The sequence below is a fragment of the Pseudomonas sp. Marseille-Q5117 genome (assembly GCF_946901175.1).
In the GTDB taxonomy this organism is placed as follows: domain Bacteria; phylum Pseudomonadota; class Gammaproteobacteria; order Pseudomonadales; family Pseudomonadaceae; genus Aquipseudomonas; species Aquipseudomonas iranensis.
In genome coordinates this window covers 244,524-268,598 of the sequence record NZ_CAMPPP010000002.1, presented here as the reverse complement: position 1 = coordinate 268,598, position 24,075 = coordinate 244,524, and the positions used below count along the sequence as shown (strand labels likewise).

23 protein-coding genes are annotated in these 24,075 nt (G+C 59.8%); 13 read left to right on the top strand and 10 right to left on the bottom strand.

Going from position 1 to position 24,075, the window contains the following annotated elements; genetic code table 11:
- Positions 1-8: 8 nt before the first annotated feature.
- Positions 9-434 carry a hypothetical protein gene (locus OC605_RS04360; protein WP_129999766.1) on the top strand — a complete coding sequence of 142 codons (426 nt, stop codon included), beginning with the start codon at positions 9-11 and terminating at the stop codon, positions 432-434.
- 12 nt (positions 435-446) lie between these two features.
- Here OC605_RS04360 and OC605_RS04355 read toward each other — a convergent pair whose 3' ends face one another.
- Positions 447-1,526: an endonuclease/exonuclease/phosphatase family protein gene (locus OC605_RS04355; protein ID WP_262136382.1), complete on the bottom strand. Its 1,080-nt coding sequence runs from the start codon at positions 1,524-1,526 to the stop codon at positions 447-449.
- 75 nt (positions 1,527-1,601) lie between these two features.
- On the bottom strand, positions 1,602-2,276 hold the full coding sequence (locus OC605_RS04350; protein WP_016773061.1) for a YciC family protein: 675 nt from the start codon (positions 2,274-2,276) through the stop codon (positions 1,602-1,604).
- 177 nt (positions 2,277-2,453) lie between these two features.
- Here OC605_RS04350 and OC605_RS04345 point away from each other — a divergent pair, with 177 nt between their 5' ends.
- The 4 genes from OC605_RS04345 (at position 2,454) to OC605_RS04330 (ending at position 5,550) form a co-directional block, all read left to right on the top strand.
- On the top strand, positions 2,454-3,215 hold the full coding sequence (locus OC605_RS04345; protein WP_262136381.1) for a DUF2076 domain-containing protein: 762 nt from the start codon (positions 2,454-2,456) through the stop codon (positions 3,213-3,215).
- A 305-nt stretch (positions 3,216-3,520) separates the two neighbouring features.
- Positions 3,521-4,000: an NYN domain-containing protein gene (locus OC605_RS04340; RefSeq protein WP_056790604.1), complete on the top strand. Its 480-nt coding sequence runs from the start codon at positions 3,521-3,523 to the stop codon at positions 3,998-4,000.
- 35 nt (positions 4,001-4,035) lie between these two features.
- The gene (locus OC605_RS04335) at positions 4,036-4,641 is read left to right on the top strand and encodes a PolC-type DNA polymerase III (protein ID WP_262136380.1); all 606 of its coding nucleotides are present in this window, start codon (positions 4,036-4,038) and stop codon (positions 4,639-4,641) included.
- A 402-nt stretch (positions 4,642-5,043) separates the two neighbouring features.
- The gene (locus tag OC605_RS04330) at positions 5,044-5,550 is read left to right on the top strand and encodes a Bro-N domain-containing protein (RefSeq protein ID WP_262136379.1); all 507 of its coding nucleotides are present in this window, start codon (positions 5,044-5,046) and stop codon (positions 5,548-5,550) included.
- A 239-nt stretch (positions 5,551-5,789) separates the two neighbouring features.
- Here the strand turns inward: OC605_RS04330 and OC605_RS04325 are convergent, their stop codons facing one another.
- On the bottom strand, positions 5,790-7,412 hold the full coding sequence (locus OC605_RS04325; RefSeq protein WP_262136378.1) for a GIY-YIG nuclease family protein: 1,623 nt from the start codon (positions 7,410-7,412) through the stop codon (positions 5,790-5,792).
- Positions 7,413-7,588: 176 nt separating this feature from the next.
- Positions 7,589-8,044: an Lrp/AsnC family transcriptional regulator gene (locus OC605_RS04320; protein WP_252882718.1), complete on the bottom strand. Its 456-nt coding sequence runs from the start codon at positions 8,042-8,044 to the stop codon at positions 7,589-7,591.
- A gap of 163 nt (positions 8,045-8,207) precedes the next feature.
- On the opposite strand from OC605_RS04320, the gene yedA reads away from it, so the two are divergent.
- The gene (gene yedA, locus OC605_RS04315) at positions 8,208-9,143 is read left to right on the top strand and encodes a drug/metabolite exporter YedA (protein ID WP_262136377.1); all 936 of its coding nucleotides are present in this window, start codon (positions 8,208-8,210) and stop codon (positions 9,141-9,143) included.
- A 52-nt stretch (positions 9,144-9,195) separates the two neighbouring features.
- Complete coding sequence (locus tag OC605_RS04310) at positions 9,196-10,536, top strand: DEAD/DEAH box helicase (protein ID WP_262136376.1); 1,341 nt, start codon at positions 9,196-9,198, stop codon at positions 10,534-10,536.
- Between the two features lie 218 nt (positions 10,537-10,754).
- Here the strand turns inward: OC605_RS04310 and OC605_RS04305 are convergent, their stop codons facing one another.
- Positions 10,755-11,996, bottom strand: coding sequence for a TIGR03862 family flavoprotein (locus OC605_RS04305; protein ID WP_262136375.1), 1,242 nt, complete (start codon positions 11,994-11,996; stop codon positions 10,755-10,757).
- A 294-nt stretch (positions 11,997-12,290) separates the two neighbouring features.
- Complete coding sequence (locus tag OC605_RS04300) at positions 12,291-13,211, bottom strand: histone deacetylase (RefSeq protein WP_262136374.1); 921 nt, start codon at positions 13,209-13,211, stop codon at positions 12,291-12,293.
- An 82-nt stretch (positions 13,212-13,293) separates the two neighbouring features.
- Between OC605_RS04300 and OC605_RS04295 the strand changes: the two genes are divergently transcribed.
- The 3 genes from OC605_RS04295 to OC605_RS04285 all read left to right on the top strand — a co-directional run bounded on the left by OC605_RS04295 (position 13,294) and on the right by OC605_RS04285 (position 15,434).
- The gene (locus OC605_RS04295) at positions 13,294-13,863 is read left to right on the top strand and encodes a GNAT family N-acetyltransferase (RefSeq protein ID WP_262136373.1); all 570 of its coding nucleotides are present in this window, start codon (positions 13,294-13,296) and stop codon (positions 13,861-13,863) included.
- Between the two features lie 111 nt (positions 13,864-13,974).
- Positions 13,975-14,844 carry an acyl-CoA thioesterase II gene (gene tesB / locus OC605_RS04290; protein ID WP_016773073.1) on the top strand — a complete coding sequence of 290 codons (870 nt, stop codon included), beginning with the start codon at positions 13,975-13,977 and terminating at the stop codon, positions 14,842-14,844.
- Positions 14,841-15,434: an HAD family hydrolase gene (locus OC605_RS04285; RefSeq protein ID WP_262136372.1), complete on the top strand. Its 594-nt coding sequence runs from the start codon at positions 14,841-14,843 to the stop codon at positions 15,432-15,434. The genes tesB and OC605_RS04285 overlap by 4 nt, the downstream gene beginning before the upstream one ends.
- Before the next feature lie 133 nt (positions 15,435-15,567).
- On the opposite strand, the gene OC605_RS04280 is transcribed toward OC605_RS04285, so the two are convergent.
- Positions 15,568-16,521: an alpha/beta fold hydrolase gene (locus tag OC605_RS04280; RefSeq protein WP_101160531.1), complete on the bottom strand. Its 954-nt coding sequence runs from the start codon at positions 16,519-16,521 to the stop codon at positions 15,568-15,570.
- The gene (locus tag OC605_RS04275) at positions 16,522-17,406 is read right to left on the bottom strand and encodes a neutral zinc metallopeptidase (RefSeq protein WP_262136371.1); all 885 of its coding nucleotides are present in this window, start codon (positions 17,404-17,406) and stop codon (positions 16,522-16,524) included. It abuts the gene before it with no gap.
- Positions 17,407-17,796: 390 nt separating this feature from the next.
- Between OC605_RS04275 and OC605_RS04270 the strand changes: the two genes are divergently transcribed.
- A complete protein-coding gene (locus OC605_RS04270; RefSeq protein WP_041477756.1) occupies positions 17,797-18,675 on the top strand; it encodes a DMT family transporter in 879 nt (292 codons plus the stop codon).
- A gap of 131 nt (positions 18,676-18,806) precedes the next feature.
- Here the strand turns inward: OC605_RS04270 and OC605_RS04265 are convergent, their stop codons facing one another.
- Complete coding sequence (locus OC605_RS04265) at positions 18,807-20,144, bottom strand: MFS transporter (protein ID WP_024014417.1); 1,338 nt, start codon at positions 20,142-20,144, stop codon at positions 18,807-18,809.
- A 274-nt stretch (positions 20,145-20,418) separates the two neighbouring features.
- On the opposite strand from OC605_RS04265, the gene quiC reads away from it, so the two are divergent.
- Positions 20,419-22,320, top strand: coding sequence for a 3-dehydroshikimate dehydratase QuiC (gene quiC, locus OC605_RS04260; RefSeq protein ID WP_262136370.1), 1,902 nt, complete (start codon positions 20,419-20,421; stop codon positions 22,318-22,320).
- Between the two features lie 102 nt (positions 22,321-22,422).
- Positions 22,423-23,100, top strand: coding sequence for a TetR/AcrR family transcriptional regulator (locus tag OC605_RS04255; protein WP_016773079.1), 678 nt, complete (start codon positions 22,423-22,425; stop codon positions 23,098-23,100).
- Between the two features lie 118 nt (positions 23,101-23,218).
- On the opposite strand, the gene OC605_RS04245 is transcribed toward OC605_RS04255, so the two are convergent.
- A complete protein-coding gene (locus OC605_RS04245; RefSeq protein WP_186568869.1) occupies positions 23,219-24,073 on the bottom strand; it encodes a shikimate dehydrogenase in 855 nt (284 codons plus the stop codon).
- Positions 24,074-24,075: the final 2 nt, after the last annotated feature.

Sequence of the window (24,075 nt, the reverse complement as noted above, 5' to 3'; positions counted from 1 at the left end):
AGCATCCAATGACTACCACACGTTTATGGCTGGCAACCCTGCTGGCAGGATGGCTGTTGAGCGGCTGCTCGACCATTGCGCAGAGCCGCTGGGAAGGCCGCGATATGCAGGAAGCACTGGACCTGTTCGGCACCCCCGATTCGATGAAAAAAGAAATCGGCCCAAACGGCGAACCCTTGGCCGTGCTGACTTGGTACAAGTCCTCGAGCTGGACCACCACCGAAGCGGCTGGCACTTCGATGAACCATACCGGCAATGGCATGGTGTACACCGAGCATTACCAGCAGGTCGGGCACAGCTCAAACTGCAAGTTGCAGGCGAAGGTCAATCAGCAGAAGAAAATCGCCCAGTTTCTGATCGAAGACGGGCGAATCCTGCATGGCAAATGCACCAACGTTCGCTATGTTCCCGGCTACGTTCCGCCCGGCCTGTGAGGGCTACAGCGATTACGGCGCAGCGGGCAACAGGAACCGCGCAATCACCGGCAAGTGATCGGAGATGCGCAAGGTATCGTCCTGCCGCACCTGCGCTTGCAGGCGTTTGAGCTTCGGGCTGTAGAACAGATAATCCACTGTGCGATCCGGGCCGTTGAGGCCAGGGTCGTTGGGGTAATGGGTCAGCCATTTGGCTCGATCAATACCGCCGGCCTCGTTGTTGGTCGGGATCATCGGGTACTTGTCCCACAGCAGATGCAGCTCGCTGTCGGCAGAGTAGGGCGTGCGCCGCTCGACCGGCAGGCGTCGATACTGGCCCAGCGGCAGCAGATTGAAATCGCCACCGATCAGCCACGGCAGGCCTTGGCTTTCATACTTGTCGAGGACTTTGGCCACGGCAGCCACTTGCGCCTGCACGTTGCCGTCCGCCTGGCTGGCGCGCTGCAAGTGGGTGTTGAACACGGTCAGTTGTCCGCCATCGCTGAGCGGCAGTTTGACTGCGAGCAAAGCGTCTTTGGGCTGGAACTGGCGGCTGATGAAGTTGCTCGGGGCGACGGGCAGTTGCAGGCGTTCGGCGTGTTCGATGCGATAGCGGCTCAGCGTGGCCAACTGGCGGCCGACGCTGCCGTAGAGGTGGGGCTCGGGGACAAAATCGGCTTTCCAGTCGAACGCGCTGGTGCTGCATGGATACAGATCGGCAACGCGTTCCTGCAACAGTTTGAGCTGGTTCTGGTAATCGCTGGCCTTGGCGCCGTCGTCGAGCTCCTGCAACAGCACCACATCCGGTTGTTCGTCACGGATCACCCGCGCTACTTCGTCGAGGCTGAATGCCATGTCTTCGGCGGTCGGCGCTTCATCGTCGCCCTCGGCCAGATCATTCCAGAACACGTAGCGCTTGCCGGCGAGGAACTGCACGTTCCAGGTCATGACTTTCAGTGCTTGCCCGGGCACCAGCGTCGGCGCGGTAGTGCCGCAACTGACCGGCAGGGTTTCGCGGGCATCGGGGCGCCAGGTCAGGCTGAACAGCAGCACGCCGAACAGGACGACGGCGAGGGTGACGAGGAGCAGGGTGTAGCGCAGCAGACGGGTCATGGCTCGGCTTATAGCGTTACAGAAAATGGCCCCGAGCATACCTGACGGCAGCGGCGAAGCCCAAGCGCGGCGCGGTCAGACCGCTCCGTTACGTTTGTCAGGCAATTCGCTGATCAGCATGAACAGGCGGAACAGCACCACGCTGGTGAACAGTTGCAGGAAGCTGTGGGCGCTGTCGATCAGCCCGGCAATCAGCGGATTCTGCGGCTCGGGGTACACCGCCAGCGTCGCGCCCTTGAGCAGCCACAACGGTGTCATCACGCAGAGAATGCACAGCAGGATGCGCCAGAAGTGCCCACGGGTCAGGCGCAGACTTTCCTTCATCGCCTGCAACGGTCCGAGGCCGCGCAGCACCAGCAGGTATTCGGCGAAGGCGAGCATGACCATCAGCATCAGGCCCGGCAGGAAGTACAACGACAGACCAAGCAGAATCAGCAAGGTATTGAGCGCGGTCAGCACCGCGAAGCGCGGCCACAGGGTGGCGGCCATCGCCAGCAGGTCGCGGTTGCGCGGCGACTCGCCACGGCTGCGTGCATCGAGAAACAGGATCAGCGCGGCGGTGTACAGCGGATACACCAGCAGGCCGACGATGATGCTGACGCCGGCGAAGGTGTCCGGCCCGGTGGCGTGATCGACCGCCTGCTGCAAGAAAGCTTCGACAATCACCAGTGGCAGGCACAACTGCACGATGCTGCCCAGATGGCGTTTGAAAAAATACAAAGAGTCGCGCAGTACTTCGAGGGCATTCATCAGTCGGTATCGCAGGTCGAAAACAGTGGCTCACTTTAACCGATGCAACGCGGGCCGACACAAACGTAAACATTCGGTAAAGGCCATTGAAACGTTTTGTCACTGTCTCCATTACAGGAGAGCACCGCGCCCAGAGTGGGCGCGGGCACGTTATTACCGGCAATCTACGAGGTCGCCATGAACAGCGAAGAGCAAACCCTGATCGATGGACTGTTTTCCCGGCTGCAACAGGCCGAAACGGAGGCAGCTCCGCGCGACGCCCAGGCCGAGGCGCGGATCAAGGAACACCTGACGCGCCAGCCGGCGGCAGGCTATTTCATGACCCAGGCGATTCTGGTGCAAGAGGCCGCGCTGAAAAGCCTCGATGAGCAGAACAAGCAGCTGACCCAGCAAGTCCAGCGTCTGCAGGCCGAACTGCAATCGGCCAAGGCCCAGAGCGGCGCACCGGCATCCAGCGGTGGCGGTGGCTTCCTGTCGAGTATCTTTGGCGGCGGCAATTCGCGTCCGGCGCCGAGCCAGAGCGCAGCGCCGTCGTACACGGGCGGCTGGCGTGAACCGGCGCCGCAGCAGAGCTATCAGACTCCGGCACCGCAACAGAACTTCGGCGCCGCGCCGCCCAACTATGCGCAGCAGGCAGCCCCGGCGGCCGGCAACAGCTTCCTCGGCGGCGCGCTGAAAACCGCTGCGGGCGTGGCCGGTGGTGTGATGTTGGCGCAGGGCATCAGCAGCCTGTTCCACCACAATCAGCAACCGGAAGAAATCGTCGAGGTCATCAAGGAAGAACCGGCGCAGGTCGCCGACCAGAGCAACAACGGCTGGGGCGATGATCAGCGCGTGGCGGACAACGGCTTCTCGGGCAATGACCAGAGCGGTTTCAGCGACGCCGATTACAGCAGCGAGAATTCGTCGTTTTTTGATGACGACGACTCCTTTGTCTGACATCGCCTTTGAAGACTGACATCGCCTCTGAAGGCCTACATAGACACTGTGGCGAGGGGATTTAGCGAAACGTCGCACCGCCCCGTTGGGCTGCGCAGCAGTCCTCGCTTTAATCAGGAAAAGCGGGGCTGCTGCGCAGCCCAGCGGGGATAAATCCCCTCGCCACAACACCGTTTGTCAGGGACACCTCGGCGCCAGCCGGCGATTATTCGCTGAATCTTTCTCTTGGCTGGCATACTGAGCGCCTTTTTCGGGCCTGATCGCCTGACCCCGCTTCGTGCGCTTGCACGCTCACAGGAACTCCGGTGAAAAAAATCGCAGTGTTCGCCGATGTGCAGAACCTCTACTACACCGTGCGTCAGGCCTATGGTTGCCACTTCAACTACGCCGCATTGTGGGCCGACATCAGCAAGAACGGGCAGATCGTCGAGGCTTACGCCTACGCGATCGACCGTGGCGACAGCAAGCAGCAGCAGTTTCAGCAGATCCTGCGCAACCTCGGTTTTACCGTGAAGCTCAAGCCCTACATCCAGCGCAGCGACGGCTCGGCCAAGGGCGACTGGGACGTGGGCATTACCCTGGACATCATGGACGCCGCCGACCATGTCGACGAAGTGGTGCTGGCCTCCGGTGACGGCGATTTCGACATGCTGCTCGAACGCATCATCAACAAGCACGGCGTGCAAGCGGTGGCCTACGGCGTCCCCGGCCTGACCGCCAACTCGCTGATCCGCGCCGCCAGCCGCTACGTGCCGATTGAAGGCGCGCTGCTGCTCAAGAGCTGAGCTGAACAACAGATTTGAACGGAGTACACCCCGGTTTGGAACGCATTGCAGTCATCGACTTTGAAACCACCGGCCTGTCGCCGAACAGCAGCTGCCGCGCCACGGAAATCGCCGTGGTCATGCTGGAAAACGGCCGCATTGTCGAGCGTTACCAGAGCCTGATGAACGCCGGCGTGCGCGTCCCCGCGTTCATCGAGCAACTGACCGGCATCAGCAACGCCATGCTGCGCACCGCGCCGCCGGCTGAGCGGGTGATGGAAGAGGTCAACGAATTCGTCGGCTGCACGCCATTGCTCGCACACAACGCCTCGTTCGACCAGAAATTCTGGGATTTCGAACTGGGGCGGATCAAACGCACACGCCTGCAGAATTTTGCCTGTTCACTGCTGCTGGCGCGCCGCCTGATGCCGGCGGCGCCGAATCACAAGCTCGGTACGCTCACCACGTTCGCGCAGTTGCCGCATACCGGCCAGGCTCACCGGGCCATGGCCGATGCCGAGATGGCGGCCAATCTGATGGCGCATCTGGCGGAAGAGTTGCGGCGCAAGCACGGCGTGCGGGAGCTATCGCACGACTTGCTGTGCAAATTGCAGAAAGTGCCGGCCGCTAAAGTCGGCGAGCACCTTCAGCGCTATCGCTGACCCGATGAGCGCTGGAGCAAGCCTGCTCCCACAAAGCGAAGGCATTGTCGTCTCCGTGGATTTTCAGGTTTGTTTAATTGCGTTTTTAGATTGGCGAAGACTCCTACCAAAAGTTAAGGATTGTCTGTCTTGAGCCCCCCGACCGCCCTCGCTAACCTTGGTCGGTCGCTGAAAACTCAGCGACCGGGACTGCAAGCCCGCCGATAGTTTGTTAGGCACTGACCGGTGCACCTATAATCGCGTCGCTCTTTTGGCGACCAACGATTTTATGGTGGCTGTGTGCGGGAGACCCTCGGGTCTGCCGAGGTTGCCTAACGACTCGGTCTTGCAGACCCGCGCACAGCTGCCACCCATCATCTGCAAGTGATGCTGGCGGCTCCAACTTTCGTTAGGTGATTTGCCATGATCAAAGTAATTCCCAACGCTCCAAAAAACGCCGGCTCGTCATTCAGCCGTGAGTCACTCGTAAAACCCCAAACCTTCATTCGCCATCACATCCAGCTGCAAGCCGCTCTGGTACATGGCGAAGCCTGGTTCTGTGCTCGAGGCATTGGTCGTCTCATGGGGTTGGAAATCAATGACCGGCAGGTGCTCAAGCTTGATTCGGATCAGCGACGTACGATTTGCCTCTCGGGACCTGATGACACTCAGGAAACCCTGATGCTCAGCGAGTCAGGTGTCTATGCAATGCTGGTTTATCACTACTCTCCGGAAAACCGCCATCTACGCCGTTGGCTGACTCATGAGGTAGTGCCATTACTGCACGAGGATGTGTTGTCTTCTTTCAGTCCGCGCCCACATCTCCAGTTGATGCTATGTGCGGGGCAGACCTTGAAGCTGTTGCATTGGCGCAATGAGCCGTGGATTCGCTTGCGGGACATGCCAAGCTTCTTGAGCCAAGAGGGCTAAAGCTACGGCTGATGGGCTGTAGCTGCGCCAGTGAAACGAGGTTGCAGACTATAGACGCCGGTAGTCAAAAACTAAGTCAAAGGCCGCACTCTCGTTTCACAAATGGAACGCTATTATTTGAATGGTCTGACCATGTCAATGTTTTAATTTAGGCTGTGCGTGTTCTCGCTCTCTCGAAGTTGCCTCGCACCTCAGTCTTGTAGGTAAGGTGCGGTAGGCGTCCATTGATGATGCCTGCTTCATTGCGAGTCGTTGATACGCTCTACTATTTCGGTCACGGTGCTATGGATTATGTTGTAACGAGCCTTGAAGAATTCTCGTTTTTGATTGATACGATAAGTATCTAACTTTTCGTGAATAAGGGTTTCGGCAAGTTTGCAATCAGCGACGTCCCAATCTTCAACTACTAAAAACTGATCAGGGGATGACGTTTCGCCGGTAAGTTCTTGAGCTCTGATGTTCGTTGTGCGAGTAGTTAGTCCTATTTTGAAAATGTCCTTTCCATGCGCGGCGCATCTCATGACATATATGTAGCCAGGGTTTTTGCCTGTTTTGATTTTTGAGGCTGTGCGAGTGTGCAATGGTGCTGCGGATGCTTCTACCCATGATAAGGTTTTTTCAACCCATGTTCTCCCATGGATGGGTTGACCAACTTTATCTTGACCTAGTGACCCAATAGGTAAAGTTTTCCAGTAGCCGCTTGTTTCTATTTTTATCTCATGGTTGAAAAAAGTCTTGTTTGAATTTGTGCGATAAACTTCGCTGGGGAGGAATAAGACGTTTCTGAAATAGTAGTGTTCGCTTTTCTCTACTAGTTTGATTGTTTTTTTATTTTTTATGGAGGATTGAAGTTCTTTTAGTCTGGTGGGGTGTCGTTCTGCAATGAGTTCATCCTCTTTGTGCTGTAGAAAAGCTGGAAGGTCGATGCATACCTTTATAAACTCAAAAAGAGATTGAAATTCTTTTATTTTTGTCGGCATTGACTTTGCCATTTCCTCATACTGCGCTGAGAAAAAATTACCTCGGTCATCCATAAACGTACTCACGTCGTCTGTTAGGCCGATAAATGAGTCTCCACAGTCTTGAGCGATATACCGTACATCCATGCTTTTTGTTTTCAAATCTATACGGCTGTGGACTATGGTTTTCCATAGATTGCTCCCGTCGATAAGAGGTACTGCTTCTCTTGTGAGACTCTCGTCGGGAGTCATCCCAGCTTTATGGGGAGGTGAATTTTCAGTTTTTTTCGTTTGAAGCTCTTCACTTTCTTTATCAAGGTCACAGATCATTCCAGCGAGCATCATTACGTTTAGCTCGCTTTCATGTCTAATCATTGATATTCCAGATACACAGAACTCTTTGTCGCCGCTGCATTTGAACGAAAGCTCAAGAGGATCATGGGAGCCGTTGTAGGAGTAAATTACACCTGGGACTAGAAGGTCTTCAGGTTGGGAGTTTGGGTCCGCATCCCTTGAAGTTATGTAATCTAAATAGTCAACAAAGGAGATGAGGTAGTTTTTTTCTTTTCTAATTTTGAATGTTGCTGAAGGTGGCAGGAATTCGTTAAATGCTTCCATCGTGTTGAATGAGGTCGGCATGTGCCTCAATGAGTGTTGGAATACACGGTTGTTATATTCGTTGTTGTACTCTCTAAGCATTTTGTCTAAAGGCAGGTCAGCACCGTTTAACGACTGGACTGCGAGCAGAGCTTTCGCATTTTCAATTGTTGCTTTTATTTTTTTGTTTATTTCAGGGTTGCTAGATCTGTCTTTTAGCGCGGCCTCAAGCTGTTCTCTTTCCGGCGTGCCTTTTAGTGGTATCGCCCAGAAGTTGATTTCGCCCATTCTGTTTTTAAATGCCATGAGTTCCCCATCTAGCCCATTCTAAAAAGTTAGCCCTTGTCTTCTATGCTAGCCACGTTAGTCAAATGTGGCTTTACAATAGCTCAGCTGCGGTTGGTCGGCAGCCTTGCTTTGTATAAATTTGGTGGTTGGCGACATTACAACTCCGTGCTCTGTTTCTGCTTTTTTCATAGCAATTAGCCTGTAGCTTTCCCTTCGATGTGCCCCAACGGCACCCGCTTCTCTATCGCACTCGACAACACGATCGACGTCTTGCTGAACCCGAATTTCGCCACCCGGTTGATCAAATCCTCCAGCTCCGGCATCGAACCCACCGCGGCCTTCATGATCACGCACGGATCGCCCGTCACTCGAAAGCACTCGGTCAGTTGCGGAATTTTCACCAGTTCGTCGTAGACCTTTTGACTGCCGTTCTGGTGGAGGCGCAATTCGATCACACACTGGATCGGCAAGCCGATTTTCGACAGGTCGATGTTCGCCTGATACCCGGTGATTACTCCGGCCGCCTCGAGTTTGGCCACGCGCTCGGCGACGGCGGGGGCGGAGAGGTTCACTTTGCGGGCGAGGTCGGCGTAGGACGCGCGACCGTTTTCGAGCAGGGCGCTGAGCAGCATGCGGTCGTATTTGTCCAAGGCTGGACTCCTGAAAATGCCAGACTTTCGAAATCGTGGTTTATTCCAGCGATCTCCGTGATTTCCAAAGTGTACCGGCGCTATAAACAGGTTTTGTAACTTATTTTTGCTCGTCAGCCTTTCTAGAATAATCCATCCCCTGAGCCTGACTTTCGAGCTGCCCATGCCTGCCTTGCGCCGTTTTTCCCTGCCGTTGATCGCTGCGTTTTTTGCGTTGTACGTGATCTGGGGGTCGACCTATCTGGTGATTCGCATCGGTGTCGAATACTGGCCGCCGCTGTTGCTGGCCGGGGTGCGCTTTGTCATTGCCGGCAGCTTGATGTACGCCTGGCTGCGTTGGCGCGGGGCGCCGGCGCCGAGCTGGGCGCAGTGGAAAGCGGCGGGGCTGGTCGGCATTCTGCTGCTCAGTTTTGGTAACGGCGCGGTCAGCGTCGCCGAGCACACAGGCGTGGCTTCAGGTGTTGCCGCGCTGGCGGTGGCGACGGTGCCACTGTTCACCTTGTTGTTCGGCTATTTCTGGGGTGCGCGCAATACCCGTCTCGAATGGGCCGGGGTCGCGCTGGGGATTATCGGTATTGCCATGCTCAATATGGGTTCCAACCTGCAATCGAGTCCGCTCGGCGCGGTGTTGCTGATCTTCGCGGCAGCGAGCTGGGCGTTCGGTTCGGTGTGGAGCAAGCATCTGCCGCTGCCAGCAGGGGCGATGGCCAGTGCGGTGGAAATGCTGGTTGGCGGCGTGGTTTTGTTGATCGGCAGTGCGCTGAGTGGCGAGCACCTGCAAGCCATGCCGCCGCTCGAAGGCTGGCTGGCGCTGGCCTATCTGATTTTCTTCGGCTCGATCATCGCCTTCAATTCCTACATGTATCTGCTCAAACACGTGCGCCCAGCGGCAGCGACCAGTTATGCCTACGTCAACCCGGCAGTGGCGGTGTTGCTCGGCGTGGTGTTTGTCGGCGAGACCATCGGCATCGAAGAAGCGCTGGCGATGCTGGTGATCATCAGCGCCGTGCTGCTGATCAGCCTGCCGCAGTGGCGTCGGCCGGCGCAGCCACCCGTGGAAGAGGCGAAAGCCGTTCCGACGGAAGCGCGTACGAATTAGGGTAAACTGCGCGGCATTGCATCCCCGCGTCATTTTTTCCTACGGTACTCCCATGACTTTCGCCTCCCTTGGCCTGATCGAACCCTTGCTGCGCTCCCTCGAGACGCTCGGCTACCAGACCCCGACGCCGGTGCAGGCGCAAGCCATTCCGGCGGTGCTGGCCGGTCGCGACCTGATGGCAGCGGCCCAGACCGGCACCGGTAAAACTGCCGGTTTCGCCTTGCCGCTGTTGCAGTTGCTGGCCATGGAAGGGCCGAAAGTCACCGCCAACTCGGCGCGTGCGCTGATTCTGGTGCCGACCCGCGAGCTGGCCGAGCAGGTCCACGAAGCCGTGCGCCAGTACGCGGAAAATCTGCCGCTGCGTACTTACGCGGTGTATGGCGGTGTCAGCATCAACTCGCAGATGATGAAGCTGCGCGGCGGCGTCGATGTGCTGGTCGCCACACCCGGTCGCTTGATCGACCTGTTCCGCCAGAACGCGCTGAAACTCAATCAGCTGCAAACGCTGGTGCTGGATGAAGCCGATCGTATGCTCGACCTGGGCTTCTCGGAAGAACTGGCGAACATTTACCGCATGCTGCCGAAAAAGCGCCAGACCCTGCTGTTCTCCGCGACCTTCTCCGATGACATCCGCCTGCTTGCCGGGCAGATGCTCAATGATCCTTTGAGCGTCGAAGTCAGCCCGCGCAACGTCGCTGCCAACACGGTCAAGCAGTGGATCGTCACCGTGGACAAGAAGCGCAAGGCTGAACTGTTCGTGCACCTGATGCGCAAGAACAAGTGGAAGCAGGTGCTGGTGTTCGCCAAGACCCGCAACGGCGTCGATGCGCTGGTGGAAAAACTTCAGGGCCTCGGTGTGAATGCTGACGGCATCCATGGCGATAAACCCCAGGCCACGCGCCAGCGCGCGCTGGACCGGTTCAAGCTCAGCGAAGTGCAGATTCTGGTGGCGACCGACGTCGCCGCTCGTGGTCTGGACATCGAAGACCTGCCGCTGGTGGTCAACTTCGATCTGCCGATCGTCGCCGAGGATTACATTCACCGCATCGGCCGCACTGGCCGCGCGGGTGCCACCGGTGAGGCGATTTCGCTGGTGTGTGCTGATGAAGTGAACATGCTCTCGGCGATCGAAATGCTGACGCGGCAGACCTTGAAGCGCCAGAACGAACCGGATTTCGAACCCGAACACCGCGTGCCGGATACCGATGCCAGCGGCCAGGTAATCAAGAAGCCGAAAAAGCCGAAGAAGCCGAAAGCCTCGGGCGGTGGCGGTGGAAAACGCAATCTGGGCAAGTGGGTCGACAGCGGCGAGACCTCGGCACCGGAGCCATCGATCAAGCCAGTGCGCAAAGTGCCGGTGTTCAATACTGGACCGCGCAAGCGCAAGCCTTGAGATCAAAGATCAAAAGCCCCTCACCCTAACCCTCCCGAAACGTCGGACCGCCCGGAGGGAGAGGGGACTGATTGGGGAATGCTTGAGAGTTACGTCGACGTGATATATCAGTTGTGAATGCCTAATCGACACGATCGTTCAGGTCGTGCATGACGTCAGACACCTCGGTCGGCTCCCTCTCCTAGGGGAGAGGGCTGGGGTGAGGGGGCGAGGGCGACTCAGTTCCCGCGCCCTAACCAGCTCAACATCCCCAACCCAGCCGCCCGCCCACTGGCAAAACACCCAGTCAGCAAATACCCTCCCGTCGGCGCTTCCCAATCAAGCATCTCGCCCGCACAAAACACCCCCGGCAGCGCCTTGAGCATCAAGCGCTCATCCATCGCTTCGAACCGCACTCCACCAGCGCTGCTGATCGCCTCGTCCAGCGGACGGGTTTTCACCAGAGTCAGCGGCAATGCCTTGATCGCTCGCGCCAGGAGCGCCGGATCGGCGAATGTTTCGGCATCGGTCAGCTCGCGCAACAACGCGGCTTTAACCCCATCAATCCCCACCTGACTGTGCAGATGCTTGGCCATTGAGCGCGAACCACGTGGTTTGCTCAGCGCCGCCTGCAATTTATCCACAGGCCGGCCGGGCAGCAGGTCGATGTGGATAACCGCCGCGCCATAGCGATTGATCGCCTCGCGAATCGGCGCCGAGAGTGCGTAGATCAGGCTGCCTTCAATCCCGGTTGCGGTAATCACGCATTCGCCCAATCGCGGGATGTCGTCGTTCAAGCCGATGGCGATATTTTTCAGCGGCGCGCCGGCGAATTTGCTCACCATCAGATCACTCCAGGCCTGCACCTCGAAGCCGCAATTGCTCGGCTGCAACGGCGCCAGATCCACGCCGCGCTGCTCCAGCGGCAACATCCACGCGCCATCCGAGCCCAGGCGCGACCAACTGCCGCCGCCGAGGGCGAGCAGGGTGGCGTCGAGGTTTACGCTGATTTCGCCTTGCGGGCTGGCGATGCGCAGTGCACCGCTTGCGTCCCAGCCGAGCCAACGATGGCGGGTGTGGATAACTACGCCGCTGTCGCGCAGGCGCTTGAGCCAGGCGCGCAACAGTGGGGCGGCTTTCATGTCGGTGGGGAACACGCGGCCGGAGCTGCCGATGAAGGTTTCGATGCCCAGTTCATGAATCCACTGGCACAGCGCATCGGCATCGAACGCGCGCAGCAGCGGGGCGATTTGCGGTGCGCGCTCAGCGTAGCGGGAGAGGAATGCCGGGTAGGCTTCGGAATGGGTGATGTTCATGCCGCCGACCCCGGCCAGCAGGAACTTGCGCCCGACCGAGGGCATGCCGTCGAAAACGTCGACGCGGATTCCGGCCTGGCTCAGCACTTCGGCGGCCATCAGGCCGGCGGGGCCACCTCCGATGATGGCGACGTGGGTGTTGGTGGGGGCGGAATTCTGGGTCATGGGGCGTGCGCTGCGGTATGGCGGGACAAGGCGCGCATTCTAACAGCGCTGATCCGTGTGGGAGACCCCATGTGGGAGCGAGCCTGCTCGCGAACGCGGTCTGTCAGTCAATTAGATGTTGTTTGTGCTGAAGCTTTCGCGAGCAGGCTCGCTCCCACGGGGGCTGCGGTGTATTTCGAGACTGGTTAAAAAATAAACAGTGCGCTGTACGCCATGCCCAGCTTGGTCTGCAGTCTCTTTCGCGCAGGTTATCCACAGGCAGTTCCACAGCGATTGTGGGTAACGCAGCATGTTTCAATGACAGCCGTGTGAATCCCAGACCCGTTGCGCGCTGTGGTGGAGGATGCCGTGGCGACGGGCGAGGGCGTGGCGGTCCTTGCTGTAGCCGCCGCCGATCACGCCGACCACCGGGATGTCGCGGCCCAGGCAATGGCGCATCACCCGTTCATCGCGCTCGGCCACGCCCTCGTCTGTCAATTGCAGATAACCGAGGGCATCGTCCTTGTGCACATCGACGCCAGCGTCGTAGAGCACCAGATCCGGTTGATACAGCGGCAGCAGGTAGTTGAGCGTCTCATCGACCACCCGCAGATAATCGACATCGCCCATGCCCTTGGGCAGCGGAATGTCCCAGTCACTTTCGGCTTTACGCGCGGGAAAATTCTTCTCGCAGTGCAGGGAAACGGTAATCGCCTCCGGCGTGTCATGCAGAATCCGCGCAGTGCCGTCGCCCTGATGCACGTCGCAATCGAAGATCAGCACGCGATTGACCCGGCCGCTCTGCAACAGGTACTGGCTGATGATCGCCAGGTCATTGAAGATGCAGAAACCGGCCGGGTAATCGTAGTGGGCGTGATGGGTGCCGCCGGCCAGATGACAGGCCAGTCCATGCTCAAGGGCTTGCTCTGCCGCCAGGATCGAACCGCCCACCGCGCGCACGGTGCGCCTCGCCAGCGCCTCGTTCCACGGCAGGCCGAGACGCCGTTGGTCTTCGCGGGACAACTCGCCGCTCATATAGCGTTCGATATAGCTGCGGTCATGGGCGAGGGCGAGGATGTCGTTGGGGCAGATCTGCGGGCGCAGCAGGTCTGCGTCGCGGGTCAGGCCGCTGTCGACCAGGTGATCGCGCAGCAGCCGAAACTTGTCCATGGGGAAGCGGTGATCCGCAGGAAACTCGGGGCTGTAGTCTTCGTGATAGATCAACGGCAAGGGCATGGCTTGTTTCGCGCAGAACCAGGGAAAGAATGAACGATCCTAACAGCGATGTAGACTCAACGGCATGGAAATGGAGGGGACGATGGAGCCGATACTGGAGCTGCAAAGCGCGCGCTTGTTGATGCGTCAATGGCAGGACGAGGATTTGCCGGCATTCGCCACGATGTGCGCCGATCCGCAGGTGATGCGCTACTTTCCGGCGCCGTTGACCCGGCTCGAAAGTGCCGCGCTGATCGGCCGCGTGCGCGGGCATTTTGCCGAGCATGGCTTTGGCCTGTGGGCGCTGGAGCGCAAGGACACCGGCGAGTTCATCGGTTTCACCGGGTTGGGCGTGGTCGGCTTCGATGCGCCGTTTACCCCGGCGGTAGAGATCGGCTGGCGGCTGGCCAAGGAACACTGGGGCCTGGGTTACGCCAGCGAAGCGGCGTGGACCGCACTGCGTGCGGGTTTCGACCAGTTGAAACTGGAGGAAATCGTCTCGTTTACCGCCGGGCAAAATGCGCAGTCGGAGAAGGTCATGCAGGCGATCGGCATGCATCACGATCCGCAGGATGATTTCGATCACCCCAGGCTTGCGCTCGATCACCCGTTGCGCCGTCATGTTCTGTATCGCATCAGCCGCGAACAATGGCTGCAAACCTTGCATGAATAAGCCGACACGGACGTTTACAATGGCCGCCATCGTATTTGGCCCGTGCCAGAACCTGAATCGTCCGCCGCAGCCAAGACTGCGCGGCCATTGCTTTGTGTGAGGAGAGTCTGAATGAGCCAAGTGCTGGAAGATCTGGTCGATCTGCTGACCCTGGAACCGATCGAAGAAAACCTGTTCCGTGGTCGTAGTCAGGATCTGGGGTTCCGCCAGTTGTTCGGCGGTCAGGTGCTCGGCCAGTCGCTGTCGGCGGCCAGTCAGACGGTGGAAGAGGCGCGCCATGTGCACTCGCTGCACGGTTATTTCCTGCGCCCGGGCGATGCCAAGTTGCCGGTGGTCTATTCGGTTGATCGCGTGCGTGATGGCGGCAGCTTCAGCACTCGCCGCGTGACGGCGATCCAGAAGGGCCACCCGATCTTCACGTGCAGCGCTTCGTTCCAGTACGACGAAAAAGGCTTCGAGCATCAGGGCCAGATGCCGGCGGTGGTCGGCCCGGAAAACCTGCCCTCGGAGCTGGAACTGATCCAGCAGCGTGCGCACCTGATTCCCGAGCACATGCGTGAAAAACTGCTGTGCCCGAAACCGATCGAAGTACGCCCGGTTACCGAAAAAGACCCGTACAACCCGCAACCTGCCGATCCGATCAAATATGTGTGGTTCCGCGCCGACGGCGCCCTGGCCGACATTCCTGCGCTGCACAAATACCTGCTGGCGTACGCCTCGGACTTCGGCCTGCTGACCACTTCGATGCTGCCCCACGGCAAGTCGGTCTGGCAGAAGGACATGCAGGTCGCCAGCCTCGATCACGCGCTGTGGTTCCACAACGACCTGCGCGCCGATGACTGGTTGCTCTACGCGATGGACAGCCCGTGGGCCGGCAACTCCCGTGGTTTTTCCCGTGGCAGCGTGTTCAACCGCGCCGGGCAACTGGTCGCTTCGGTGACTCAGGAAGGCCTGATCCGCCATCGCAAGGACTGGGCATGAGCCTGACCGCAGTTCGCCATTGGGTATTCGACATGGACGGCACGCTGACCGTCGCCGTGCATGACTTTGCGGCGATTCGCGTGGCGCTGGCGATTCCGCCAGAGGACGACATCCTCACCCATCTCGCTGCATTGCCAGCGGATGAAGCAGCGGCCAAGCATGCCTGGTTGCTCGAGCACGAACGCGATCTGGCGCTGGGCTCGACCCCGGCCACCGGCGCGGTTGAGCTGGTGCGCGACCTGCATGCGCGCGGCTATCGCCTCGGTATTCTCACGCGCAATGCGCGTGAGCTGGCGCACGTGACGCTGGAGGCGATCGGCCTGGCCGACTGCTTCGCGGTCGAGGATGTTCTGGGCCGCGACGAAGCGCCGCCAAAGCCGCACCCCGGCGGTTTGCTGAAACTGGCCGAGGCCTGGCAAGTGCCGGCCAGTGACATGGTGATGGTCGGCGATTACCGCTTTGATCTGGATTGCGGCCGAGCAGCGGGGGCGCGGACGGTGCTGGTGAATCTGCCGGATAACCCGTGGCCGGAGTTGACCGATTGGCATGCAAGGGATTGTGTTGAGTTGCGGCGGATGCTGCAGGGCTGAGATGGTTGTTGTCTGACCGGACGCCTTCGCGAGCAGGCTCGCTCCCACAGGGGAATGCATTCCAACTGTGGCATTTATTCCAAATGTGGGAGCGAGCCTGCTCGCGAAGGGGCCGGCGGATTCATCAGAAAACTCACTGATCAAACAACGCCTTCTGGCCCTCCGCCGAAGTCAGCATGCCATCCCCGTCATGCCCGACCCCTGGCACTTCAATCAGCCGTTGATTGACCCCTTCCGGGTGCCGACGCAATAAGTAGCCGAAATACAGCTTCCCGCGCATCAAGCGGTAAGCCCCTTGCGCCTCGGCCGCGCAGCTCTTGTCCAGCGCTGGATGTTCCGGATCGACATCCTGCTGCCCCAACAGATAAATCACCTCGCGTTTGACGTAAGCGCTCTCAACCTGCAACGGCGTTTGCCCGCCGGCATACACCGGCATGTCCGCCAGCCCGTATTTCCAGCGATTGAAGCCCGGGCATTGCGCGTGATCGAATGCCACTGGCCGCTGTTCGTTGAAGTAGGCATAGGAAGAGGGATTGGCCACCACATAGCGCAAGCGAATGCCGTTGGCCTTGAGCGCCGGCTGAGCTTTGGCCAGCAGGGCGTAACGCTGCACCACCTGACCCCCGCCGGAGTGGCCGAAGATCACGATCTGCTTCACGTCCGGAAACTGTTTGCGATCGCTGAGCCGCGCGACGATTTCATCCAGTGCTGCATAGGAACTGAGCGGATTGGGCCCGATGGACAAGCCGCCGCCCATCCATTCGTCGCCCTGCCAGCGCAGCACCGTCGGCGGCAAGGAATACAGGGTGACATCGCTCTCATTGAGAAACTGCGGGGCGATCACCAGCGTGTGCGCGGTCTGCCCGGCCAGTTCGGCGGCGCTTTGCGCGCTTTTGCGGTAGGTCTCGGCGTTGCGCAGGCGACCGTGAATGACGATCAGCACCCGCTCGATCTTCTCCGGTGCCGGGCCGATGCCCACCGCCATTTCCCCGGCCTTGAGTTGCAGGCGACCGGGGCTGATCGCATCGACGCCGGCCGCTTGCGCGGTGCCGGCGATGAACAGTAACGCCACAAGCCATTTATGCATTTACAGGGTTTTCGCCGCGAAGGAGTCGCACTGGCTTACCTGGCCTTGCGCGAATCCGGTTTTGAACCAGCGCACCCTTTGCGCTGACGTACCGTGGGTAAACGAGTCCGGCACCACACGGCCCTGACCCTGTTGCTGCAAGCGATCATCGCCGATGGCGTTGGCGGCGTTCAAGGCTTCTTCGATGTCGCCCGGTTCCAGCCAGTTCAGGCGTTTCTGCGCGTTATACGCCCAGACGCCGGCGAGACAGTCGGCCTGCAATTCCTGGCGAACCAGCAAGCCGCCGTCGCCCTCCATCTGCCGGCCTTGCTGACGCGCCGCCTGCATCTTCGCCGAGACGCCCAGCAGCGTCTGCACATGATGGCCGACTTCGTGCGCAATCACGTAAGCCTGAGCGAAATCGCCGGCGGCTTTGAAGCGCTGCGACATTTCCTGAAAGAAGGCCATGTCCAGATAGACCTTCTGGTCGGCCGGGCAGTAGAACGGGCCGGTGGCAGAAGTGGCCATGCCGCACGCGGAGTTCACCCGATTGCTGAACAGCACCAGTGTCGGATCTTTGTATTGGCGTCCGGCCTGCTGGAAGATCGGACCCCAGGTGTCTTCGGTGTCGCCGAGGATCGAGCGGACGAACTCAGCCTGTTCATCATTGGCCGGTGGCGCCTGGCGGGTTTGCGAAGTAGCCGCCGGTTGGTCCATCTGCCCGGTCAACTGGCCGAGGATCTGCATCGGGTCCTGGCCGGTGAGCCAGCCGATGCCGACAATCAGCACGATGGCCGTCAGGCTCAGGCCCTTGCCGCCACCGAAGCGCATGCCGCCGCCACCGCCGGCATCATCACCCCGGGCGTCGACGACGTTGTCACTGCGTCGGCCTTTTTTCCATAGCATGTGGGAATCCTCTTTTATTGCCGGTGATGAATCTGCTGGTGATGAGTGTTGCCGCTGTGTGAGTGTGGCGCCAGTCCGGTCGTCCGTCCATGCCACGCGCCCGCATGGTGCGGGCCTGGTATTGACGGTCGAGCGGGCCGTGAATTCAATCCCGAGTGGAATTTCTTCCGTCGAATTCATGAACCCGCTGTTTCGACGGCAGTCTGTGATGTTGCACACTGGCCGGGCGCCGAAGTGGCGGGAATCTTGCCTCAAGGTTTTGCCTGGCGGCGGTTTCCCGGCGAAGAAGAGTGCAACCTGTGCGGTTGCTGAAAGCTCAGCCGACTATGATTGCCACAACGATTGCCGCCAGCGCGAACGCTCGCCCGGATTTTTTTTCAGAGATTGCCAATGACCGTCAGCACCCCGCTCTCCGGTGTCAACCAGCCCTTCAAGGGGATTCTGCTGATTGTCGTGGCGACGTTCCTGTTTTCCAGCCACGACGCGTTGTCGAAGTACCTCTCCGGTTTTTATCCGATCGTGATGGTGGTGTGGGCGCGCTATGTGGTGCACACCTTGTTGATGGCGGGGATTTTCCTGCCGCAGTCCGGCTTGCGTGTGCTGCGCACCAAGAAGCCGTTATGGCAGCTCGCCCGTGCCCTGTGCCTGCTCGGCACCAGCCTGTTTTTCACCACGGCGCTGCTGTACATCCCGCTGGCCGAAGCCACGGCGGTCAACTTTCTCGCGCCGGTATTGGTGACGGCGTTATCGGTGCCGTTGCTCAAAGAGCGGGTGACGCGCGGGCAGTGGATCGCGGTGATCTGCGGCTTCATCGGCGTGCTGATCATCGTCCACCCGGGCGGCGAGCTATTCACCCCGGCGATCCTGCTGCCGTTCTGCTCGGCGCTGTTCTTCTGCTTCTACCAACTGCTGACGCGCAAGCTCGCCGAAGTGGACAGCCCGACCACCAGCAACTTCTTCGCCGGGCTGTGCAATACCTTGGTGATGAGCGCGCTGGTGCCGTTCTTCTGGCAGGTGCCGACGTTGCCTCATGCCGCGCTGATGCTGGCGCTGGGCAGCTGCGGGATGACGGCGCATCTGTTCCTGACCCAGGCCTTCCGTCACGCAGCACCAGCCTTGCTGGCGCCGTTCGGCTATTGCCAGATTGTCTTTGCCGGATTGTTGGGCTGGCTGCTGTTCAATCACACCCCGAGCGGGTTGACGGTGATTGGTATTGCGGTGATCTGTTGCAGCGGATTGGCGGCAGCGTGGCAGCAGAGCCGGCGCTGAAGAGCGGATCCCGGTACAACTTGTGGGAGCGAGCCTGCTCGCGAAAGCGGTGGGTCAGTCGCCATATTCAGCGGCTGACGTGACGCCTTCGCGAGCAGGCTCGCTCCCACAATGGGATGTATGCAGGCAGGTTATTCGGTAACGGTCGGAATCTTGCGCGGTGCCATGAAGTACATCCACGTCAGCGCGAGGAAGTACATCGCCGGAATCAGCGTGAACAGTACCGTGTAGTTGTTGTTGGTGACGGTGAGGATGTGGCCGACGATCTGGGTCATGAACATCCCGCCGATCGCCGCGCACATGCCGCCGAAGCCGAACACCGTGCTCATCATGTGCTTGGGCGTGTAGTCCATCACCAGGCTCCAGATGTTCGCCGTCCAGGCCTGATGCGCGCCGATCGCCAGCGAGATCGCCGCCACCGCCACCCACAGGTTCGCCGAGCCTGCGGCCATGACAACGCCGATGATGCAGCAGGCAAACAGCAACATCGACAGCAGCCGCGCCTTGATCGAATTCATGCCACGACCGATCAGGAACGAGGACAGAATCCCGCCGCCGACACTGCCGAAGTCAGCCGTGACGTAGATGATGATCAGCGGAATACCCATCTGCGTCACATTGATGCCGAGGTTGTATTGCTGATTGAGAAACGGCGGTAGCCAGTACAGATAGAACCAGAACACCGGCGCGGTCAGTGAATAGGCGAGGGCGAAGGCCCAGGTGCCGCGCATGCGCAGGATCTTGCTGAATGGCACGCGGGCCTGTTCGGGTTCGACTTGCTGCTGGATGTAATCGAGCTCCGACTGTTTCACCGTCGGGTGATCTTCCGGATTGAAGTACTTCAAGCCCCAGAACAACAACCAGATGCCGCCGAGTGCCGCCATGCACAGGAACGCCGCTTGCCAGCCCCACACATGCAGGACCAGTGGCAGCAGCATCGGCGTGAACATCGCGCCGACGTTGGTGCCGGCGTTGAAAATGCCGGTAGCGACTGCACGTTCACCGGCCGGGAACCACAGGCGCGTGGTCTTCACACAGGCCGGGTAGTTGGCCGCTTCCGTCAGGCCGAGGATGAAGCGGCAGACCATGAAGCCGACTGCCGAGGTCGCCAGGCCATGGGCGCCGGTGGCCAGGCTCCAGAGCAGCACGGCGCAGAAGAACACGCGCTTGACGCCGACCCGGTCGATCAGGCGTCCCTGCAGGACAAACCCGATCGCGTAGCCGACCTGAAACCAGAAGTTGATGTTGGCGTAGTCCATCGCCGTCCAGCTCATTTCCTTGGCGAGGATCGGCTGCATGACGCCGAGGGCGGCGCGGTCGATGTAGTTGAGGGTGGTGGCGAAAAACACCAGCGCCAGCATGCCCCAGCGGGTCTTGCCGACAGCCATGGCGCCGCGGATCTTGTCGCCAATGCCACCCGTGGCAGTGCTCATGGCCGGAGCCATGCGGGAAGTCTGTGAAGGAATCATGTGTTCCACCCGTTTTTGGATTTGTTATTTGGTGTTCTTTTCTGTCGAACACCTTGCCCGGTGGTTAGTGGCCGGACTCGATGTGCAACCGATGTTGGGCAGTGAACAAAAAATCGTCAATTCGCCAAATCGCCTTAGTGTTCGATAATCGCACGCAAAACTAACCGGGTAGTACACTTTAAATTGCTGCGCGCAGGGATGCAGCCAATAATTTGCTCATCCTATAAAAGCGGCGCGGCTCACGCAGCCGCCGTCTCCAAACGGGAGTTGAAACATGCAGCCTTCCATTGCCACCGTTTCCTTGAGCGGCACCCTGCCGGAAAAACTCGAAGCCATTGCCGCCGCCGGGTTCGACGGCGTGGAGATTTTCGAAAACGACCTCCTGTACTACGACGGCAGTCCCCGGGAAATTAAACAGATGTGCGCCGATCTGGGGATCGCCATCACCCTGTTTCAGCCGTTCCGTGACTTCGAGGGCTGCCGCCGCGATCGCCTGGCGCGCAACCTCGAGCGTGCCGAGCGCAAGTTCGATCTGATGCAGGAACTTGGCACCGACCTGGTGCTGGTCTGCAGCAACGCGTCGCCGGACAGTGTCGGCGATCAGCAAATCCTCGTCGATGATTTGCGCCTGCTGGCCGAACGCGCCGGCGCCCGTGGCTTGCGCATCGGTTACGAAGCGCTGGCGTGGGGCCGTCACGTCAATACTTATCAACAGGTCTGGGACATCGTTCGTCAGGCTGATCACCCCAACCTCGGCGTGCTGCTCGACAGCTTTCACACCCTGTCGCTGAAGGGCGATCCCAGCGCGATCGCCGACATTCCTGGCGAGAAGATCTTCTTCGTGCAAATGGCCGACGCGCCGATCCTGGCCATGGACGTGCTGGAGTGGAGCCGGCATTTCCGCTGTTTCCCGGGGCAGGGCGAATTCGATCTGCCGGGTTTCCTCGCACCGATCATCAAGAGTGGCTATACCGGGCCGTTGTCACTGGAAATCTTCAACGACGGCTTCCGCGCCGCGCCCCCGCGAGCTAACGCCGCCGACGGATTGCGCTCGCTGCTGTATCTGGAAGAGAAGACCCGTCAGCGTCTCGAGCAGGAAGCGCCGCCGGTGGCCAACCGTGACATTCTTTTCGAAACGCCGCCGGCCAGCGAATACAACGGGGTTGAATTTCTCGAGTTTGCCGTCGACGAAGCGTTGGGCGCGAAGCTCAGTCACTGGCTGCAACGCCTCGGTTTTGCCAAGGCCGGGCAGCATCGCTCCAAGAGCGTCAGCCTGCTGCGTCAGGGCGATATCAACCTGATCCTCAACTCCGAGCCGTATTCGTTCGCCCACAGCTTTTTCGAAGCTCACGGCCCGTCGCTGTGCGCCACGGCCGTGCGGGTCAAGGACAGCGCCAGTGCGCTCGCCCGCGCCGTCGCTTACAAGGGGCAGCCCTATCGCGGCCTGGTCGGGCCGAATGAACTGGAACTGGCGGCGGTGCGCGCACCGGACGGCAGCCTGATTTATCTGGTCGATGCGGACGCCGACGTGTACGGCACCGATTTCAATCTGTTGCCGGACGCGCAGACCGGCGGCGGCCTCAAGCGTATCGATCACATGGCCATGGCGCTGCCGGCGGACAGCCTCGACAGTTGGGTGCTGTTTTACAAAAGCCTGCTGGATTTCGAAGCCGACGATGAGGTGGTCTTGCCCGATCCGTACGGTCTGGTGAAGAGCCGCGCACTGCGCAGCCGCGACAGCTCGATCCGGCTGCCACTGAACATTTCCGAGAACCGCAACACTGCCATTTCGCATGCGCTGTCGAGTTATCGCGGCTCCGGTGTGCACCACATCGCCTTCGATTGTGACGACATCTTCGCCCAGGTCAGTCGCGCCAAAGAGGCCGGCGTGCCGCTGCTGGACATCCCGCTGAATTACTACGACGACCTTGCGGCGCGTTTCGATTTCGACGATGAGTTTCTCAGCGAGCTGGCCTATTACAACGTGCTCTACGACCGTGACGCCCAGGGCGGCGAGTTGTTTCATGTCTACACCGAGCCGTTCGAGGGGCGGTTCTTCTTCGAGATCATTCAGCGCAAGAATGGCTATGCCGGCTACGGCGCGGCCAACGTTGCGGTGCGGCTGGCGGCGATGGCCAAATCCCGCAGCGGTGCGGTGCGTCAGGCGAAGTTGTAGGGAATTCGTAAACGCGGGATTAAACACCGGCTGCGCGGCTTCCTTCACTGTCCCGCGCGGCCCATAATCGCCAGCTTGTGCAGTGATGGCCGTGAGCCCGCGATGACAATGAATTCAGAACTTTCCGCCGCTGCTGTCGAGTCCGACGCAGTGCCGCGCAAGAGTCGCAAGAACAACCCGGAAAAGACCCGCGAGAACATTTTGCAGGAGGCGATCGTCGAGTTCGTCCAGCAGGGATTGTCCGGCGCCCGCGTCGACGCGATCGCCGAGCGTATCCACACCTCCAAGCGCATGATCTATTACTACTTCGGCAGCAAGGAGCAGTTGTACGTCGAGGTGCTGGAGAAGCTATACGGCGATATCCGCAGCACGGAAAACCGCCTGCATCTGGATGAGCTGCCGCCCGAGCTGGCGATCCGCCGACTGGTGGAATTCACCTTCGATCACCACGATCACAACGTCGACTTCGTGCGCATTGTCAGCATCGAAAATATCCACAACGCCGAATACGTGAAGCGTTCCGATGCGATCAAGGCGCTGAACAACACGATCCTCGATACCTTGGGCGGGATTCTGCAACGAGGCGCGGACGAAGGTCTGTTCCGGCGTGGCATCGATGCGCTGGACGTGCACCTGCTGATCAGTTCGTTCTGCTTCTATCGCGTGTCGAACCGCCACACGCTGGGGGAAATCTTCCAGATCGACCTGCCGGACGAAACCATCAAGCAGCGCCACCGCGAGATGATCTGCGAATCGGTGTTGCGCTACCTGAAGGCCTGACTCGATCTCCCTTGTGGGAGCGAGCCTGCTCGCGAAAGCGGTGCGTCAGTCGCCCTGTTCGTTGACTGAATCGACGCCTTCGCGAGCAGGCTCGCTCCCACAGGGGCCGCTTTGATATTCAGCCATTCATGCTTTGAAAATGCTCGAGCATGCGCTGCGCATCCGGCACCACGCCGCTGAACAATTCAAACGCCTTCACCGCCTGAAACACCGCCATGTTGCCGCCATCCAGGGTGCGGCAGCCCAAGGCGCGGGCATCGCGCAGCAGTTCGGTTTCCAGCGGGAAATACACAATCTCCGCGACCCACATTTCCGTGCGCAGCAACCCGGCCGGCACCGGTGAACCCGGCAGCTTGGCCATGCCCATCGGCGTGGTGTTGACCAGACCATCGGCCTGCGCCAGCGCCCCGGGCAAATCCCGCCCCGCCTGCGCGCGACCGGCGCCAAAATGTTGATTCAGATTGTTTGCCAGGCTCTCGGCACGCTCGCGGTCGACATCAAAAATCGTCAATTGCCGTACGCCTTCGCTCAGTAGCGCGTGGGCCACCGCCGCGCCAGCGCCACCGGCGCCCATCTGGACGACGCGTTCACGGGCAGCGTCTGTCAGACCCCGGCGAAAACCCTCGGCGAAACCGAGGCAATCGGTGTTGTGGCCGACACGCTTGCCGTCCTTCAGCACCACTGTGTTCACCGCGCCGATACCAAAGGCTTCCGGCGACAACTCATCGAGCAGCGGGATGACCGCCTGTTTGCACGGGAAAGTGATGTTCAGTCCGGTGTAATTCATCCGCTCCGCCGCTTGCAGCAAGTCGGGCAGGGCCGTGCTGTCGAGGCGCAATTGATCGAGGTCGATGAGCTGGTACAGATAGCGCAGGCCCTGCGCATCACCTTCGTGCTCATGCAGTGCCGGTGTACGTGAAGCCTGAATCCCGGCGCCGATCAGCCCGGCGAGTATCACCTTGGAACGCGACATGG